This is a genomic window from Agrobacterium sp. 6Ca8 (genome assembly GCF_055382765.1).
In genome coordinates, this window is record NZ_AP026433.1 from 1,674,147 (window position 1) to 1,691,738 (window position 17,592).

Sequence of the window (17,592 nt, forward strand, 5' to 3'; positions counted from 1 at the left end):
CCTATTCACGATGTCGGATTTTATGTGCGGGGATATTCCCCACCCTCATTCCTGTGCCCGTCACAGGGATGAGGGTGCAAGCAAATGCTAAAGACGCCACGCCGCACGAATTGCAACCGGCAACCGGTCACCGACCGCAACCGATTCTCGAGAATAAGCCCGAAGCGCCTGCCCGTCCGGCAGGTCGAGACGCAAGGCATAACGCTCGCCCTCGTAGAGAACCGAGGTCACGGTGCAGGTGATTCCATCCGCATCCCGCACCACGTCCTGCGGCCGCACGAGAATATCCGCCCGTGGTAATTGCCCACCGTTATCCATCGCTGTGCGGAGCGCGTCCCAGTCAATATCCCGCGAAGAACCTTCCGGCATCGGCACGGAGAGAATGGCGCCCTGCCCCACCAGCGAGCCGACAAGACGCCCCTCGGGTCGTGCATAAAGCTCGGCGGGCGGCGCGACCTGAAGCAGCTTGCCCTGAGACATCACGGCGACATCGGTTGCCAGCGCCATGGCTTCCGCCTGATCGTGGGTAACATAGATCATCGTCGCGCCGGATCGGATGTGGAACTCGCGAAAGGTCTCCTCCATCTCCTGCCGCAAATGCCGGTCGAGATTGGCGAGTGGCTCGTCGAGCAGCACTACATCGGGTTCGGTGACGAGGCAGCGGGCCAAAGCGACGCGCTGCCGCTGGCCACCGGAAAGCTCGGCGGGACGGCGGTCCGCAAAGCCATCAAGGCGTACGGCTGCCAGCGCTTGGGCCACCTTCTCGCGATATTTCTCTCCGGAAATGCCGCGAACTTTCAGGGGATAGCCGGCATTGTCAGCAACCGACATGTGCGGCCAGAGCGCATAGGACTGGAACACCATCGCCATGTTGCGCCGCTCCGGCGGCACCATGCTGCCGGCATCGGCCAGCACCCGCTCGCCGAGCAGGATGGAGCCATCAGTCGGTTGCTCGAAACCGGCGATCATGCGCAGCACCGTCGTCTTGCCGCAGCCGGAAGGCCCGAGCAACGCGAGGAAACCTCCCTCACGCACCGTGAGCGAGACGTCGTCAACGGCGGGTTTCGACCCGGCCCCAAAGCTTTTCGTCAGACGATTGAGGATCAGTTTCGCCAAGGGACCACTCCTTTCGGCAGATAGCGCCCCAGAATTTCGAGCAGCAGCATGAGGAAAATCACCATGATGACGACAAGCACCGAAAGTGCGGAGGCAAGATCGAAGCTGCCGCTGTCATCGAGGTTATAGATGAGCACACCGAGCGTCTGCGTGCCGGCGGACCAAAGGAGCGCCGAAACCGTCAGCTCATTACAGGCGATCAGGAAAACGAGGATGACGGAAGCGCCAGCCGCAGGCCCGACCAGCGGCAGGATGATGTCCTTCAACCGCCGCCAGAAACCGGCGCCCGAAAGCCTTGCCGCCTCTTCCAGCGACGGATCGAATTGCAGGAAGGCGCTGACCATCGGTTTGAGGCTGACGGCGAAAAAGGAGGAAAAATAGGCGAGCAGAATGATCCAGATCGTGCCGTAAAGCGTGATGCCGAGCAGCGGAATGGGGGCCGCGAACAACAGGACGAAGGATACGGAAATCACCACACCCGGCAGCGCATAGGGAATATCCACCAGCGCCGACAGCAGGAACATGAAGCGGCTTTTGCCGCGCACCAGGAAATAGGCGGTCAACACCGTCACCGCAAGCAGGCAAAGGGATGTGACCGTCGCCAGAAACAGCGAGTTGCGGAATGCTGTGCGGGTTACGCTCTGCCGGTAGAGCAGCTCGTCATAGGCGTGCATCGTAGCGGTCTTGAGACTGAGCGGCACGCCATAGGCGGGGGCAAGCGAGCTTGCCACCAGCGCAGCAAGTGGTGCAACCAGCATGAAGAACAGCACGAGCCAAAGGACAAGCTCAGCCACTACACGCCAGCGCGACAGCTTGAAAGTCGCGGCCTTGCCGGAAAGACCGATGATGCGATAGTCCCTGCCCTTCATTGCCCGCTCTTGCAGCGCAAGACCGGCCACGGAGATGATGGCGATCATGGTCGAGAGAATGGCGATATCGCCGAAGGTGCTCGCACCAAAACTGGCGAAGCGGCCGTAGATCAGCGTCGGCAGGGTGAAGATCGAGGCCGGAATACCGAGGATCGCCGGAATACCGAAATTACCGACATTCGATACGAACGAGATCGCCGCCCCGGCGATCAATCCCGGCGTCGAAAGCGGCAGGATGATATCGAACAGCACGCGGCGAGGCAAAGCACCGGAAAGCTTGGCCGCCTCGATGCCATCCTGCGGCAAGGCCAGCAAACCAGCGCGCAGCGACAGATAGACAAGCGGCGCATGCTGCACGCCGAGCAAAAGCGCGATACCGGCAATGGAATAGAGCGGCTGCGGCGAGCCCATGGGCGGCGCAAGGCCGATGGCCTTTAAAAGCGTGCTCGACGGGCCGGTCATGCCGATCCACGACAGCGCCGTCACCTGCGGCGGGATCATCATAGGCAGCATGAAGAGGAAGCTTAAGATCGACTTGCCGCGTATGTCGCAGAGCGTCAGCGCCAGCGCGAAGCCCCCGCCGATCATGAGTGAAATCAGCATGCCGAAAAACGAGGTCGAGAGCGTGTTCAGCGCCGCATCCCAAAGGGCGGGATCAGCCAGCAATCGCCATATGTCACCATTGAGTGACGAAACAATGCCGGCATAGGCGAGCCGCCCGAGCGGCAGGGCGCTCAGCGCAAAAACGACGCTCACCACAAAAGGAAACAGCCAGCGCGGCTGGCTGTTTCCATAGGCACTTGATCGGGACATGCCGCTATATCAGCCCTTGGAGCCGAAAATATCGGAGAAGGTCTTCAGATCCTGCTCGGAATTCTTCAGCGCGTCCGCGGCGTTCAGCGGCAGGACCTTGAGCTTGTCGCGGGCGGGGAAACCTTCCGGCATGCCAGCGTCAGCGCGCGCGGGGATGTAACCGAGCTTGACGAAGCCCTGCTGGCCTTTTTCCGAAAGCACGTAGTCGACGAACTTCTTAGCGGCTTCCTCATGCTTGGTACCCTTGAGGATCGCGACCGGTTCGGTCACGGCCGAAACGCCCTCTTCCGGGAAGACGAACTCCACCGGGGCGCCCTTCGCCTTTTCGCGGATCGGCATGTAGTCGACGACAACGCCGTAAGCCTTCTCACCTGATGCAACCGACTTCAGCACCGCGCCGTTACCGCCGCCGGAAATGGCTTCATTGGCCTTCAGCTGCTTGTAATAGTCCCAGCCGAGGCCGTTGGCAGCGGCCAGCGTCTGCGCGTGGATCAGCGCCGCACCAGAGGTCAGCGGGCTCGGCATGGTCACGAGACCCTTGGCTTCCGCCTTGGCAAGATCCTTCCAGCTCGTCGGCTTCATCGCAACGGCAGTGTTATACATGATGCCGGTGGTGATGAGCTTGGTGGAATAATAATAGCCGTCCGCATCGTAGAGCGAGGCGTCGATGTTCTTCGCTTCCGGGGACTTGTGGGCCATAAGCTGGCCAGCCTGCTTCATGCGCTCGAGTGTGACGGTGTCGGCGATCAAGAGCACGTCGGCAACCGGATTGCCGGCGCTGATCTCAGCCATCAGCTTGGCCATGATCTTCGGCGTTCCGTCACGCACCCATTCGACTTCGATACCGGGATTGGCGGCCTTGAAACCATCAACGGTCGCCTGCGCGTCCTCGTTCGGCTGGCTGGTATAAAGCACCAGGTCGGCAGCATTGGCAGCGGTGGCGATGAAGCCGAGCGATACGATGGCGGTAAAAGCGGAAAGCAGCGTTTTCATAGGTCCAGTCCCTGTTGTTTCGTGGGACCGCTAAAACATGATTGCATAACATGTATGTGACAGGCAGGATTTTAGGGGGGGGTGATCTCGGTGGCCAAGGTGGAGACCGGGGCCTACCCCCCTCTGCCCTGCCGGGCATCTCCCCCACAAGGAGGGAGATCGGCAAGACGCTCTTTCGTCACTTAATTTTCAAACGTTGAGATGGGCGAAACCTCACCACGGGTCGATCTCCCCACCTGTGGGGGAGATGTCCGGCAGGACAGAGGGGGGTAAGCCGCCTCCCCGTCGCTGCCGAAAACCTCGCAACCCTCAAATCGCCGGAACCACTTCGGTCGTCTCCGCCTGCGCCGTCGCGATCAACCGGCCAAGCCGCTTCATGCCTTCCTCGATCATCGCCTCATTGGCGCAGGAGAAGCTGATGCGCAGCGTGTTCGTGCCCGAGCCATCCGCAAAGAAGGCGCGACCCGGAACGAAGGCGACCTTCTCCGTTGCGATGGATTTTGCCAGCAGTGCGGCACCATCCATGCCTTCCGGCAGGGTGACCCAGATGAACATGCCGCCTTCCGGCTTGGTCCAGCGCGTGCCCTTCGGCATGTATTTGTCGAGCGCAGCCAGCATCGCATCGCGGCGGGCGCTGTAGGCAGCCTTGATCTTGGCGACCTGTTTGTCGAAGCCGCGCGAAGCGACACGTTCGATGGCGATCTGGTTGATCGTCGAGGAATGCAGGTCTGCGGCCTGCTTCATCAGCACCAGCTTGCGGATAACAGGCGCAGACGCAACGATGTAACCGACGCGAAGGCCGGGTGCGAGCGTCTTGGAGAAGCTGCCGCAATAGATGGTGCGGGTGTTCTCGATGCCGCCCGAGCGGGCAATATCCAGCGCCATGATCGGCGGAACCGCTTCACCATCATAACGCAGTGACTGATAGGCGGCGTCTTCGATGACGGCGATATCCAGCTCGTCGGCCAGCGCCAGAACCTTTTCGCGACCGGCAAGATCAACGGTTTCCCCGGTCGGATTGGAGAAATCGGCAGAGAGATAAGCGAACTTCACCGCGCCGCCGAGCTTTGCCGCGGTTTCGCGGTAAGCTTCGGGCGTGCGGTTACCGCCGGGATTGAGCTGGTCGTAATTCGGCTCATAGGCATTGAAGGCGGAAAGTGCGCCGAGATAGGTCGGCCAGGTTACCAGCGCGGTATCCTTCGGCGACAGGAACAGCTTGCCGAGGTAGTCGAGACCCTGCTGCGAACCGGAAACGATGAAGACGTTGTCGGCAGTGCATTCAATGCCGATCTCGGCCATTTCGCCCGCCAGCCATTCGCGCAGCGGCTTGTAACCTTCGCTCACCGAATATTGCAGCGCCGAGTTAACCTGCGAACCCGAAAAAATTTCCGCATAAGCCTGCTGAAACTCCTCTGCGGGGAAAAGAGCCGGGTCCGGGATGCCACCGGCAAAGGAAATGATATCGGGCTGCTCGAGCAGCTTCAGCAGCTCGCGGATTTCAGACGCTTTCATGCGCGAAGAGCGCGTGGCGAAAATTTGTTCCCAATCAAGCATGGGTACGTTTCCTCTTGTGTCGTTTTTATGCGTGCATCTTTACAGAAATGTCGATACGTCAGCAATACTGACTTATCAGTTTTTCGAATTATTTCTGCCTCCCTGCATGTTACCCGCATTTGGGCCCGCCTTTGGCGGACAAAGCCAAATACACCCTTGCGCAAAGCTTCACAATCTTCCGTTTGCGATTGACGCGGCAAGGTTTTCCGGCTGGATTGCGGCCACGCGCCGCGACACGGCGAAAGCATCATGGGAGTTTGACGACATGCTGAAAAATATCGACCCGGCGCTGAATGCCGATGTTCTTCACGCCCTACGCGCCATGGGTCACGGCGATACGCTGGTGATTTCCGACACCAACTTCCCTTCCGATTCGGTGGCTCGCCAGACAACGGTCGGCAAGGTGCTGCGCATGGACAACATTTCCGCCGCCCGCGCCATGCAGGCGATCCTCTCGGTGCTGCCACTCGACACGCCGCTGCAGCCTTCGGTCGGACGCATGGAAGTGATGGGCGCGCCGGACCAGCTGGAACCCGTACAGGTCGAAGTGCAGAAGGAAATAGACGCGGCGGAGGGAAAATCCGCCCCCATGTATGGTATCGAACGCTTCGCCTTCTATGAACAGGCCAAAAAAGCATATTGCGTCATCACAACAGGCGAGACCCGTTTTTACGGTTGCTTCCTGCTGACGAAGGGCGTCATCCCGCCGGGCAAATAAGATCGAACGGCAAATTGGGTCGCGTGCTAAACCCGTCATGACAATTTCAAGTTGTTGTGGCAAAAACTTCCACTAGGTTTTGTAAAACCAACCGGAGGTGTGAGGTATCATGACCCAATATGTCCTGGCGTTCTGGAATGTCGAAAACCTGTTTGCGCCGGAAGGGTATCCGGCGCGCGAACCTTGGATTGCCGAGCGGCTGAAGAACGATCTGAAAGGCTGGACCGAAGATCTGTTCAAGACCAAGCTCAGGCAACTCGGTTTGATCATAAGGCAGATCGGCGGCGCCGGGCCGGATCTTCTCGGCGTGTGCGAAGTCGAGAACCGTTTCGTTCTGGAGACGCTTGCGGAACATCTGAACGACCTCATGCCTGAGCGCGCCTACCGTGTGGTGCATGCAGATTCCAGCAAGGACCAGCGCGGCATCGATACGGCCTTCATCTATGACAGCAAGAAGCTACTGATCAACGAAACCGAGATTTTCAGCCATTTCGTGATGCGCCGCACCGGTACCCGCGACATTACCCAATGCACCTTCATCACCAAGGGCGGACGCCAGCTTATCGCCCTTTCCAATCACTGGCCGTCGCGCTCCGGCGGCGCGGTGGAAAGCGCCGGTTTTCGCATGACCGCCGGTGAGACGCTTGGCTACTGGCACCAGCGGATCAGGGAAGAAAAAGGAAACGACATCGCCGTCGTCGCCTTCGGCGATTTCAACGACGACCCTTCCGATGCATCGCTGCGCTATCACGCCAATTCCACCCGCGAGCGCGACGATGTCGAAAGCTCGCAATCGGCTATGTTCTACAATCTCACCTGGAACTACCTGCGCCAGCAGGTAGTGGATTCAGTCGGTTCGGCAAGAACGATCTATGGCACGCTCTATTTCAACGGCGACGCCAATATCTTCGACCAGATCCTCGTCTCAAGATCGCTTCTGAACGGGAGCAGCGGCTTCGCGGTGCGCGAGGAAACCGCGAAAATTGAAGCCATTGCCTCCATGGTCAGCCACAGCAAGAATGAGGGGCCGATCCGCTTCGGCCTGTCGAAAGGCGATGCAGTCAAAAACGTCAATCTCGGTGGTTTCTCCGATCACTTTCCCGTATCGGTCATTATCGAGGAAGCCGACGCCATCGTGTGATCCTAGCCAGGCCCAATGCAGAAAGGCCGGAGCTCCCGCCCCGGCCTTCCAATATTCTGTCAAGCAATGAAGTTTAGTTGACGGCCTTGTCAACCAGCTTGTTCTTGCCGATCCAGGGCATCATGCCGCGCAGCTTTGCGCCGACTTCTTCGATCTGGTGGGCGTCGTTGTTGCGACGGATGCCCTTGAAGCGTGCGCCGCCGGCCTTCCATTCCTGCATCCACTCGGTCGTGAACTTGCCGGTCTGGATGTCGTGAAGAACGCGCTTCATTTCAGCCTTGGTGTCAGCGGTGATGATGCGAGGACCGGTCACGTATTCGCCCCACTCGGCCGTGTTGGAGATCGAGTAGTTCATGTTGGCGATGCCGCCTTCATAGATCAGGTCAACGATCAGCTTCACTTCGTGCAGGCATTCGAAATAGGCCATTTCCGGTGCGTAACCGGCTTCGACCAGGGTTTCGAAACCGGCGCGGATGAGTTCTACGAGACCGCCGCACAGAACGACCTGTTCGCCGAAGAGGTCGGTTTCGCACTCTTCCTTGAAGTTGGTTTCGATGATGCCAGAACGGCCACCGCCAACGCCGCAGGCGTAGGAGAGAGCGAGTTCAAGTGCGTTGCCGGAAGCGTTCTGGTGAACGGCAACGAGGCAGGGCACGCCGCCGCCCTTCTGGTATTCGCCGCGAACCGTGTGGCCGGGGCCCTTCGGTGCGATCATGACGACGTCGAGCGAAGCCTTCGGCTCGATGAGGCCGAAGTGAACGTTGAGGCCGTGTGCGAAAGCAATCGCCGCACCGTCACGGATGTTGCCGGCAATGTCGGCCTTGTAGATGTCGGCCTGCAATTCGTCAGGCGTCGCCATCATCAAAAGGTCGCCCCACTTGGCGGCTTCGGCAACGGTCATGACCTTGAAGCCGTCGGCTTCCGCCTTCTTGACGGTCGGCGAACCGGCCTTCAGAGCAATGACGACGTTCTTGGCGCCGGAATCCTTGAGGTTCAGCGCATGGGCGCGGCCTTGGGAACCGTAGCCGACGATGACGACATTCTTGGACTTGATGAGATTGAGATCCGCATCACGATCATAATAAACGCGCATTTTATGGTCCTTCCCTAATGCTTGTCTCTGTGTGAACCGGAACCTCAGGCGACCTTGCCGCCCAGTTCCGAATGTACCTTTTCCGTGCCGTAGAGTGTTAGAAAGGCGACCACCGCCTTCTTTGCCCGGGCGGAAAAATCCTTGTCAGGCGCCTCGCCCAGCAGCATGCGCACATGCAGATCCGAAACGATGAGGCCGTAAAAACTGCGATACGCCTCTTCGGCGTCATCGAAACGCAGGTAACCCGAACGGCGACCCGCCTCGATCAACCCGCGGGCGCGGCGGTCGATCTGGCGACGGCCACGTTCCAGAAGAAGATCGCCAAGCTTGGAACCATCACGGCTCGCCTGCCCTATCGCCAGACGGTTGAGCGCCAGCGACACATCGCCCGCCAGCACATCAAGCAGATCATGTGCGAAAACCTCGAGATGATCGGCAAGCTGCGGCGCAGACACGCGATCGCCCGCCTTCTCGAAAGTGCGAACCTTGCTCTGCTGGAAGGTGATCATCGCAGCCAGCAGGCCGTCCCGGTCGCCAAACCATTTGTAGAGGCTTTCCTTGGAACAGTTGGCCGCACGCGCAAGACCGGAGGTCGTCAGCGCTTTCTCGCCACCCTCGACCAGAAGACGCAATGCCTGATCCAGAACGGCGTTCTGGCGCGGCGAAAATTCCTGCGCTGTGATCGGGTCGGAGGCCACTTATTTCCACTCCAGAGGCTCGATTAATGTACCGTACGGTACGGTTCGAGCGCCATTTAAGCGGAGGCAGCTTGCCCGTCAAGCGCTTTCTTCACAGTGATGTACGAATTGACGCGATGCGGCAGCAGGATGCGCCGCACCATAATGCCGCTTTATCCGGCCGCGCTTATCTCACGCGAGGCGTCGATGTCGCGTGAGGGCGACATCCCGTAAAAGCGGCTGTATTCCCGGCTGAACTGCGAAGGGCTCTGGTAACCGACGCGATGGCCGGCCGTGCCTGCATCCAGGCGCTCCAGCAGCATCAGCCGGCGCGCCTCATGCAGCCGCAACTGCTTCTGGTACTGAATGGGGGTCATGGCCGTGATCGTCTTGAAATGGTGATGGAAAGACGACACGCTCATGCCGATATGCTCCGCAAGTTCCTCGATACGCAGCTGGCGCGCGAAATTCTCGCGCAGCCAGGAGATGGCGCGGGCGATCCGATTGCCATGGCTTCCGGCAGCGACGATGTTCATCAGCTGCCCACCCGCTGGTCCCGTCAGGATTCGATAGAGGATTTCCTGCTCGATCAGCGGCGCCATGGCCGCAATATCCGCCGGGCGGTCAAGCAGGCGCATCAGCCTGATGGCCGCATCAAGCAGCTCCGGTGTGGCGGCGTTCACCACGATGCCGCGCTGGCCGCTTACCGGCTCCTGAGGGCGCTCGATCGGCATGCGGCTCATAAGGTCGAGCAGCTTTTCGCTGTCGATCGCAAGCCCGATGCAAAAATGCGGTACTTCCTCGCTCGCTTCCACCACACGCCAGGCAACCGGCAGGTCGAGCGAGGTCAGAAGATAGTCGCCGGCCCCGTAATTGATGGTGTCCGTTCCCAGCTGCACGCTTTTCGACCCCTGGATCACCATTGCCAAACAGGGACGATAGCTGCCGTGGCACGGCGCGCTGGGTGTGGACCGCCGGCTGATGCCGAGGGTTTCGATTGCCGTCTGGACCTCGCCATCGCGGGTGGCATGCCGTGCGGCGATGGAGGCGATCTCCTGATAGAGATTGAACGGCATGGTCATCTGGGAAACCCTTTAGGGAAGGAAGCAGCGTGTCTGTTTGCATTATCTAGAAAGCCGGGCCAGTTTCCGCAAATAGCCCACCGCAATTTTTTGCAGGATCGTGCAAGAAGCTCGGAGGATCGCTCTAACGCCCCGGCACCCATCCATTGCATATTCCGCCGTCCCCAACTCCCGAAAGGATATTCAGATGGCCATTGCAAGAGGTTATGCTGCGACCGATGCGTCGAAGCCGCTTACCCCGTTCACCTTCGAACGCCGCGAGCCTAACGATGACGACGTTGTCATCGATATCAAATATGCCGGCATCTGCCACTCGGACATCCACACCGTCCGCAACGAATGGAAGAATGCCGTCTTCCCGATCGTTCCCGGCCATGAGATTGCCGGTGTCGTGAAAGCCGTTGGCTCCAAGGTCACGAAATTCAAGGTCGGCGATCATGTCGGCGTTGGCTGCTTCGTCGATTCCTGCGTCGGTTGCGCCACCCGCGACCTCGACAACGAACACTACATGCCCGGCCTCGTCCAGACCTATAACGATGTCGATCCGAATACGAAGACAGCCACCCATGGCGGTTATTCCGACTCGATCGTCGTCAAGGAAGGTTATGTCCTGTCGATCCCGGACAACCTGCCGCTCGACGCTTCCGCGCCGCTTCTATGCGCAGGCATCACGCTCTACTCGCCGCTGCGCCGCTGGAACGCCGGTCCCGGTCAGAAGGTCGCAATCGTCGGCATGGGTGGTCTTGGCCACATGGGCGTCAAGCTCGGCGCTGCCATGGGCGCGGACGTCACAGTTCTTTCCCAGACCCTGTCGAAGAAGGAAGACGGACTGAAGCTCGGCGCGAAGGAATATTACGCCACCAGCGACGCCTCGACCTTCGAAAAGCTGGCCGGCACCTTCGACCTGATCATCTGCACGGCAGGTGTCGCAATCGACTGGAACGCCTATCTCGGCCTCCTGAAGCCCAAGGGCAGCATGGTCGTGGTCGGCGCACCGGAACATGCGATCCCGGTCCACGCCTTCTCGCTCATCATCGGTGCGAAGAGCCTCTCCGGCTCGATGATCGGCTCGATCAAGGAAACCCAGGAAATGCTGGATTTCTGCGGTGAGCATGACATCGTCTCGGAGATCGAAACGATCAACATCCAGGATGTCAACGAAGCCTATGAGCGCGTGCTGAAGAGCGACGTTCGCTACCGCTTCGTCATCGACATGGCATCGCTCGACGCTTGAGCCTTGGATTGGCACAAGCTCGCCACATCCGCACTCCGTCACCCCGGACTTAATACGGCGTGACGGAGGAATGGTTTGGCGCACTGACCGTAAATGCGAGCGCGGGAAGCCAATGCTTCCCGCGCTTTCCTTTACCCGCCCTGCCCTCAGGCCTCGTCCTTCAACGTCTCTTTCTGGGTGATAAGCCGCGCGCTGTGCTGGCCGCTGAGGTAAATCCACAGCCAGCTCCACGCCACGGCCAGCCGCGAGCGCGTTCCGATCAGGAAGTAGATGTGGGCAAGCCCCCAGATCCACCAAGCAAGCACGCCCTTGAGCTTGAACCTGCCGAAATCGATCACCGCCGCGCGTTTGCCGATGGTCGCCAGATTACCCTGATGGCTGTAGCGGAACGGCGCGGGCTCCGGCTCTCCGGATAGCCGCGCCTTGATGACCTTTGCCACATGGGCGCCCTGCTGCTTGGCTGCAGGTGCAATGCCCGGCACCGGTTTGCCGTTTTCCTGATTGACGGCGGCCGTATCGCCGATGACGAAGATATTGGGGTCGTCTTCCAGATTGAGATGCGGCCCGACGATAGCGCGTCCCGCCCTGTCGGCAGCAGCATTCAGCCACTTTGCAGCGGGAGACGCCTGCACGCCGGCGGCCCAGACCACCGTGCGGCACGGATAAAAGGTCTCACCCACCGTCACACCCTCATCGGTGCAGGCCGTCACCGGTGTGCCGAGCAGAACCTCGACGCCGAGCTTTTCAAGCGCCTGCTTGGCATAGGCCGAAAGATCGTCCGTAAAAACCGGCAGAACGCGCGGACCTGCCTCGACAAGCAGCACGCGGCTCTTTCTGGTATCCACATTGCGGAATTCCGGCGGCAGCGCCTTGTGGGCAAGCTCGGCGATCATGCCCGCCATTTCCACACCCGTCGGGCCTGCCCCGATGATGACGAAGGTCAGCTGCGCCTGCCGTTCCTCTTCGCTGGTGGCAAGTTCCGCGCGCTCGAAAGCCAGAAGCAGGCGGCGGCGGATCGTCGTTGCATCCTCGAGCGTCTTGAGGCCGGGAGCGGCACGCTCCCATTCGTCACGGCCGAAATAGGCATGACGGGCGCCGGTGGCCAGCACCAGCGTATCGAAGCCGATGACCTGACCGGAACTCAGATGCACGGTGCGCGCGTCACGGTCTACGCCGTTCACTTCCGCAAGCAGCGTCGTCACTTCCTTGCGGTCGCGGTAAAGATGGCGGATCGGCCAGGCGATTTCGGATGTCGCAAGAGCCGTCGTCGCAACCTGATAAAGCAATGGCTGAAATAGATGATGGTTGCGGCGGTCAATCAATGTGATGCGGACAGGGGCCCCCTCCAGCCCGTGTACCATTTGTAAGCCGCCGAAGCCTCCACCCACGACGACAACGTGATGTTCTTGCATGTGTCTCTGCCTTTAAAAGCTCGCGCACGGAGCATGCGCAAGCAGATTATAGGCAAAAAAATTGACTTTGGTTATGAAATAGCCTGACCGCAGGCGCGACAAAAACGCCGGACTGTTTCAGCCATGCCATATTCCAGCGCATCCGCCGTCAACCCGTGACCGATGGAGACCTCTGCAAGATAAGGTATGCGTTTCATAAGCTTGGGCAGGTTTGCTACAGTCAGGTCGTGCCCGGCATTGACGGCAAGCCCGAGCGCTGCGGCGTAATCCGCCGTCTGTCCGAGTTTTTCCAGAAGCGCGTCACCCTTTTGCGGATCGTCAAAACAGCCGCCATAGGGACCGGTATAGAGCTCGATGCGGGCAGCACCCGTCTCAGCCGCCAGCTCCACCGCTTCGCGCTCGCCGTCACCATCGGCAAAAAGCGAAACCCGCATACCGCCGGCCTTGAGGCGCCCAACGGCTTCTCTCAGGAAAACCGCGTGCTTGCGGAAATCCCAGCCATGGTCTGATGTCGCCTGCGACGGATCGTCGGGCACCAGCGTCACCTGCTCAGGCTGTGTCTGTTCGCACAGAACGAGAAAATCCTCGGTCGGATAACCTTCGATGTTGAATTCCGCGCTTGGGAAACTGTCATCGATGAGCGCACGCAGCACCGGCAGGTCCGAAAAGCGGATATGGCGCTGGTCCGGCCGAGGGTGTACAGTCAGCCCGCTAGCACCCGCAGCAAGTGCAATATGCCCGAAATGCGCGACATCCGGCCATGGGAGATCGCGACGGTTGCGCAGCATGGCAATTGCGTTCAGATTGACGGAAAGTTTTGCGGGCATGACATCGAGGCTCCGGTTCGGAATTGACATCCTGTTTCACGCAGGTTGACGCCGACCGCAAGGAGGCCGATAAAATTTTTTAAGGATACGGGAACGAAAGCAGGCAATACAGGTTACGGTTCTCATGCAGCATCGGCAAAATGTCTTGATCAGAAGACAGATCTGCGGTGGGGAACAAGTAACGAATGCCATAAAAAGCAGGCACACTGTCAAAACGCGCGAAGGGGGAAACGATGCAGAATGGCAGGATGCCGTTTGAACACGGCGACGAGGACAAACCCAATCTAAGGATCAGCAGCTTTTTACCGGATATAAGCCTGCCCTCCTCCCTGCCCGCCGAACCGGTTCCCATCGCCGACATGGCCAACATTTTCGGCGTAACGCACCGGACCCTGCATTTTTACGAAGAAAAGGCGCTGCTGACCTCAAAACGCATCGGCCAGATGCGGGTTTATTCCCACCGCAACGTGCAACGCATGGCGGTGATAAATGTCTGTCGCGAAGTTGGCATTTCCGTCGCAGCCATTACAGACATCATGGAAAAACTTGCCCGCTCTCTCTCGCAGGAAGAAGCGGACGAGATATTCCACTCCGCGCTGCGGCAGCGAAAAAGAGAACTGACCGCGGAACGCTCCACGCTTCAGCGCCAGGCCCAGCAGATCGAGGAACTGCTCGCCACCGATAACGATGCTGATGGCCTCGACGCGGCTGAGCGGGGACCGGGCAAGGATATCGCGCTGACAGACAACGAGCGAAAATGCCTGGAACTGATGGCGGAGGGGTACGCCCCGGTAAGGCTCGCGCGCGCTCTCGGCCTTTCAGGTAACGACCTCAACGAACTGGAGGCGAAGATCATCGGCAAGTTCAGTGCCAGCAACCGCTTTCAGGCGGTTGCCAAAGCGGTTCTGCTCGGTGTCATCCGCGCCTGACAAAGCATTTCCACGAAAACTGCACAGCGGTTTTCCGTCCGGACAATGCGCAGACAAAAGAATTGGAGCATTGAAGGTGTCCCGCTATTCACCGGAAATGCTCTATCTCAGCGAACGATTGTGAGTGTTTCTGCGGCGCGGGTGATGGCGGTGTAAAGCCACCGCTCGCGCGAATCGCGGAAGGCATAGCTCTCGTCAAAGAGAACCACATTGTTCCACTGCGAACCCTGCGCCTTGTGCACGGTCAGCGCATAGCCGAAATCGAACTCGTCATAACGCTTGCGGGTGGTCCACGGAATTTCCGTTTCCACATCCTCGAAAGCCGCCTTCAGCAATTTGATCTTGGCCGCGCCGCGATCCATATCGTCGTCTTCAGGCCGGATCATCAGGTTGATGCCGGGTTTCACCGTCTCGCGCGAAGAACTCATGACCTGCCAGAGCGAGCCGTTCAGCAGGCCCTTGGCCGGATCGTTCCTCAAGCAAACCAGCTTGTCGCCGGATTGCGGATAATCGGCCGTAAATCCCTTCAGCTCGCGAAGCCGCTGGTTATAACGGCGGCGCGTGCGATTTGTGCCGACGAGCACCTGATCGGCATCGAGCACGAGCGACTGTGTCACCTCGGACTTGGAAATCACCTGAGCGGCACCGTAATCGCCACGCATGATCTCGCGGCCTTCCCGCACATCCATGGCAAGATGGATGATGGGATTGTCCTTGGCCTGCCGATGAATTTCGGAGAGCAGGTAATCAGGCTCCTGCTCCGTGAAGAAGCCACCGCCTGAAACCGGCGGCAACTGCCCGGGATCGCCGAGCACGAGAATCGGCGTGCCGAAGCTCATCAGATCCTTGCCGAGCTGCTCATCCACCATCGAACATTCATCGATGATGATGAGTGCCGCCTTGGCGAGCGGGCTCTGGCGGTTGATGGAAAACATTGGCGCGACCGAGGTCTTGCCGGTTTCCTCGTCTTCCACGGTCTCTTCGCCGCGCGGGCGGTAGATCAGCGAATGGATGGTGCGGGCATTGGTCGCCCCGCGCGAGCGCAGCACCTGCGCCGCCTTGCCGGTGAAGGCCGCAAACAGCACTTCGCCATCGACATTTTCCGCGAAATGTTTGGCAAGCGTTGTCTTTCCGGTTCCGGCATAACCGAACAACCGAAAAACCGGCGTCCGGCCTTCCTTCAGCCAGCGGGAAACAGCCTTGAGCGCTTCGTCCTGTTGCGGTGAAAATAACATGCGCCCTCATCGCAGGATTCGAGCACCGTGCGCAACAGAAAAAGAACGAAAGATGAATCACACCATCAGAATGCGGCAATAAAACACGGCTGGTTTTTAAACCATGGCGGGTATCATGCCGCGCATGAAGATATTGATTCTGGGCGCAACGGGTTTCATCGGTTCCGAAGTGATCCGCAGCCTTCACGGCAAAGGTCACACCGTTACTGGGCTGGCTCGCACCATTGCGCGAGCTAAAGATAAATGGCCTTTCGCCAGCTGGGTTCCGGCCGATCTCTCGCGTATGACCAGCGCAGCCAACTGGGCGGCACTCGTTAGCGACCATGACGCCATCGTCAATTGCGCAGGTGCGCTTCAGGACGGCCTGTCGGATGATCTTGCCGCGACGCAGGAAAAAGCGATGCTCGCGCTCTACCAGGCAGCGGTAAATGCGGGCGGCAAGCTGGTGATCCAGATATCGGCTCGCACTTCCGGAGCCGCTTCCCAACTGCCCTTCCTCGCCACCAAACGCCGAGCCGATATGGCACTTGCCGCAAGCGGTCTGCGCTTTGTCATTCTCCGCCCCGCACTGGTTGTCGGCCGCAACGCCCATGGCGGCACAGCACTCGTGCGCGCGCTTGCAAGCTTCCCCTTCGCTGTGCCGCTCGTAAACGGCAAGATGCCTGTACAGACCGTAGCAGTCGAAGATGTCGCGTTGGCAGTCAGCGCGGCAATAGATGGCGAAATCCCGTCAGGTAGCGATATCGAGCTGGCAGCAAACGAAACGCTGACATTGCAAGGCGTGGTCGCTGCGCACCGGCAATGGCTCGGCCTCGCCCCTGCTCCCGCGCTAAATCTTCCGGCTGCCTTCATGCGCCCCGTCGCCCTCACGGCGGATATTGCGGGAAAGCTCGGCTGGCGGTCGCCGTTGCGCTCAACCGCCATGACGGTGATGTCGGAAGGTATCGTGACGGAGAACAGCCCGCCAAAAGCGACGACGTCGCTCAAGAGCTTGAGGGACACGCTGGCAGCTCACCCTTCCGGCGTGCAGGACCTGTGGTTTGCCAGATCATATCTGCTCAAACCCGTCCTCATTCTCTGCCTGTCGCTGTTCTGGCTATTGTCCGGCCTCGTCCCGCTGCTTGATATCGACAGCTCGGCCGCGCATTTCCTGCCCTTCATGCCGCAAGTGCCAGCCGTCGCCCTCACACTCGCCACCTGCCTCATCGATATCGCCTTGGGCGTCACCGTACTGATAAGACCACTTGCCAGAAAAGCACTCGTCGCCATGCTCCTGGTCACCGCCGCCTATCTGACTGGTGGCAGTCTGCTGGAGCCGGGTCTGTGGCTCGATCCGCTCGGCCCCCTCGTCAAGGTCCTGCCCTCCATCGCCCTGACACTTGTCACCCTTGCCACACTGGATGAACGCTGATGACACCTGAAGACCTTCTGCGGCTCGCCCATGTCATCGGCGCAACCGTGCTGTTCGGCACCGGGGCTGGCATAGCGTTTTTCATGGTGATGGCGCGGCGGACGGCAAACCCGGCGCTGATCGCCCATGTATCGGGCACGGTCGTCATCGCCGACACCATCTTCACCGCCACGGCGGCGATCATCCAGCCGGTTACCGGTTATTTTCTGGCGCGCATCATCGGCTGGCCGCTGAGCGAAGGCTGGATCGCCCTTTCGCTCTGCCTTTATGTCTTCACCGGCATTTTCTGGCTGCCGGTGGTGTGGATCCAGATCAAACTGCGCGACATCGCCCGCGATTGTGTCGCTGCGGACGAGCCCCTGCCGCCGCAATGGTTCCGCCTCTATCGCATCTGGTTTGCCTGCGGTTTTCCGGCTTTCTTCGCGGTTCTCGGCATCATCTGGCTGATGCTGACCAAGCCGGATATTGCCCTGTTCGGTTGATGCGCC

16 protein-coding genes are annotated in these 17,592 nt (G+C 59.7%); 6 read left to right on the forward strand and 10 right to left on the reverse strand.

Annotation, left to right across the window (positions count from 1 at the left end; all coding sequences use genetic code 11):
* Positions 1-87: 87 nt before the first annotated feature.
* The 4 genes from ACZ5A6_RS08455 to ACZ5A6_RS08470 all read right to left on the reverse strand — a co-directional run bounded on the left by ACZ5A6_RS08455 (position 88) and on the right by ACZ5A6_RS08470 (position 5,345).
* A complete protein-coding gene (locus tag ACZ5A6_RS08455; RefSeq protein WP_333703745.1) occupies positions 88-1,116 on the reverse strand; it encodes an ABC transporter ATP-binding protein in 1,029 nt (342 codons plus the stop codon).
* Positions 1,104-2,798 carry an ABC transporter permease gene (locus ACZ5A6_RS08460; RefSeq protein WP_174061079.1) on the reverse strand — a complete coding sequence of 565 codons (1,695 nt, stop codon included), beginning with the start codon at positions 2,796-2,798 and terminating at the stop codon, positions 1,104-1,106. Before ACZ5A6_RS08460 ends, ACZ5A6_RS08455 begins: the two co-directional genes overlap by 13 nt.
* A 9-nt stretch (positions 2,799-2,807) precedes the next feature.
* Positions 2,808-3,791 carry an ABC transporter substrate-binding protein gene (locus ACZ5A6_RS08465; protein ID WP_174061078.1) on the reverse strand — a complete coding sequence of 328 codons (984 nt, stop codon included), beginning with the start codon at positions 3,789-3,791 and terminating at the stop codon, positions 2,808-2,810.
* Between the two features lie 309 nt (positions 3,792-4,100).
* Positions 4,101-5,345, reverse strand: a complete 1,245-nt coding sequence (locus ACZ5A6_RS08470) for an aminotransferase-like domain-containing protein (protein ID WP_013636460.1) — start codon at positions 5,343-5,345, stop codon at positions 4,101-4,103.
* Positions 5,346-5,610: 265 nt separating this feature from the next.
* Here ACZ5A6_RS08470 and ACZ5A6_RS08475 point away from each other — a divergent pair, with 265 nt between their 5' ends.
* Positions 5,611-6,063: an RbsD/FucU family protein gene (locus tag ACZ5A6_RS08475; RefSeq protein WP_003513061.1), complete on the forward strand. Its 453-nt coding sequence runs from the start codon at positions 5,611-5,613 to the stop codon at positions 6,061-6,063.
* Between the two features lie 109 nt (positions 6,064-6,172).
* The gene (locus ACZ5A6_RS08480) at positions 6,173-7,204 is read left to right on the forward strand and encodes an endonuclease/exonuclease/phosphatase family protein (protein ID WP_464110909.1); all 1,032 of its coding nucleotides are present in this window, start codon (positions 6,173-6,175) and stop codon (positions 7,202-7,204) included.
* Positions 7,205-7,277: 73 nt separating this feature from the next.
* Here ACZ5A6_RS08480 and ilvC read toward each other — a convergent pair whose 3' ends face one another.
* The 3 genes from ilvC to ACZ5A6_RS08495 form a co-directional block, all read right to left on the reverse strand.
* Positions 7,278-8,297 carry a ketol-acid reductoisomerase gene (gene ilvC / locus ACZ5A6_RS08485; protein ID WP_003507583.1) on the reverse strand — a complete coding sequence of 340 codons (1,020 nt, stop codon included), beginning with the start codon at positions 8,295-8,297 and terminating at the stop codon, positions 7,278-7,280.
* A 44-nt stretch (positions 8,298-8,341) separates the two neighbouring features.
* Positions 8,342-8,995: a TetR/AcrR family transcriptional regulator gene (locus tag ACZ5A6_RS08490; RefSeq protein WP_003513063.1), complete on the reverse strand. Its 654-nt coding sequence runs from the start codon at positions 8,993-8,995 to the stop codon at positions 8,342-8,344.
* A gap of 152 nt (positions 8,996-9,147) precedes the next feature.
* Positions 9,148-10,056: an AraC family transcriptional regulator gene (locus tag ACZ5A6_RS08495; protein WP_174061077.1), complete on the reverse strand. Its 909-nt coding sequence runs from the start codon at positions 10,054-10,056 to the stop codon at positions 9,148-9,150.
* 187 nt (positions 10,057-10,243) lie between these two features.
* Here ACZ5A6_RS08495 and ACZ5A6_RS08500 point away from each other — a divergent pair, with 187 nt between their 5' ends.
* Entirely contained in the window at positions 10,244-11,290 is a 1,047-nt protein-coding gene (locus ACZ5A6_RS08500; RefSeq protein ID WP_003513067.1) for an NAD(P)-dependent alcohol dehydrogenase, read from the forward strand.
* Positions 11,291-11,436: 146 nt separating this feature from the next.
* Here the strand turns inward: ACZ5A6_RS08500 and ACZ5A6_RS08505 are convergent, their stop codons facing one another.
* Both ACZ5A6_RS08505 and ACZ5A6_RS08510 read right to left on the reverse strand, forming a co-directional pair.
* Positions 11,437-12,702, reverse strand: coding sequence for an NAD(P)/FAD-dependent oxidoreductase (locus ACZ5A6_RS08505; protein ID WP_003513069.1), 1,266 nt, complete (start codon positions 12,700-12,702; stop codon positions 11,437-11,439).
* Positions 12,703-12,773: 71 nt separating this feature from the next.
* Positions 12,774-13,529, reverse strand: a complete 756-nt coding sequence (locus tag ACZ5A6_RS08510; protein ID WP_003513071.1) for a pyridoxine 5'-phosphate synthase — start codon at positions 13,527-13,529, stop codon at positions 12,774-12,776.
* A gap of 233 nt (positions 13,530-13,762) precedes the next feature.
* On the opposite strand from ACZ5A6_RS08510, the gene ACZ5A6_RS08515 reads away from it, so the two are divergent.
* On the forward strand, positions 13,763-14,458 hold the full coding sequence (locus ACZ5A6_RS08515) for a MerR family transcriptional regulator (protein WP_026330785.1): 696 nt from the start codon (positions 13,763-13,765) through the stop codon (positions 14,456-14,458).
* Between the two features lie 107 nt (positions 14,459-14,565).
* Here the strand turns inward: ACZ5A6_RS08515 and ACZ5A6_RS08520 are convergent, their stop codons facing one another.
* Positions 14,566-15,693 carry an ATP-dependent DNA helicase gene (locus tag ACZ5A6_RS08520; protein ID WP_003513075.1) on the reverse strand — a complete coding sequence of 376 codons (1,128 nt, stop codon included), beginning with the start codon at positions 15,691-15,693 and terminating at the stop codon, positions 14,566-14,568.
* A 124-nt stretch (positions 15,694-15,817) separates the two neighbouring features.
* Between ACZ5A6_RS08520 and ACZ5A6_RS08525 the strand changes: the two genes are divergently transcribed.
* The gene (locus ACZ5A6_RS08525) at positions 15,818-17,104 is read left to right on the forward strand and encodes an SDR family oxidoreductase (RefSeq protein ID WP_174061075.1); all 1,287 of its coding nucleotides are present in this window, start codon (positions 15,818-15,820) and stop codon (positions 17,102-17,104) included.
* A complete protein-coding gene (locus tag ACZ5A6_RS08530) occupies positions 17,104-17,586 on the forward strand; it encodes a DUF2269 family protein (RefSeq protein ID WP_035198571.1) in 483 nt (160 codons plus the stop codon). The genes ACZ5A6_RS08525 and ACZ5A6_RS08530 overlap by 1 nt, the downstream gene beginning before the upstream one ends.
* Positions 17,587-17,592: the final 6 nt, after the last annotated feature.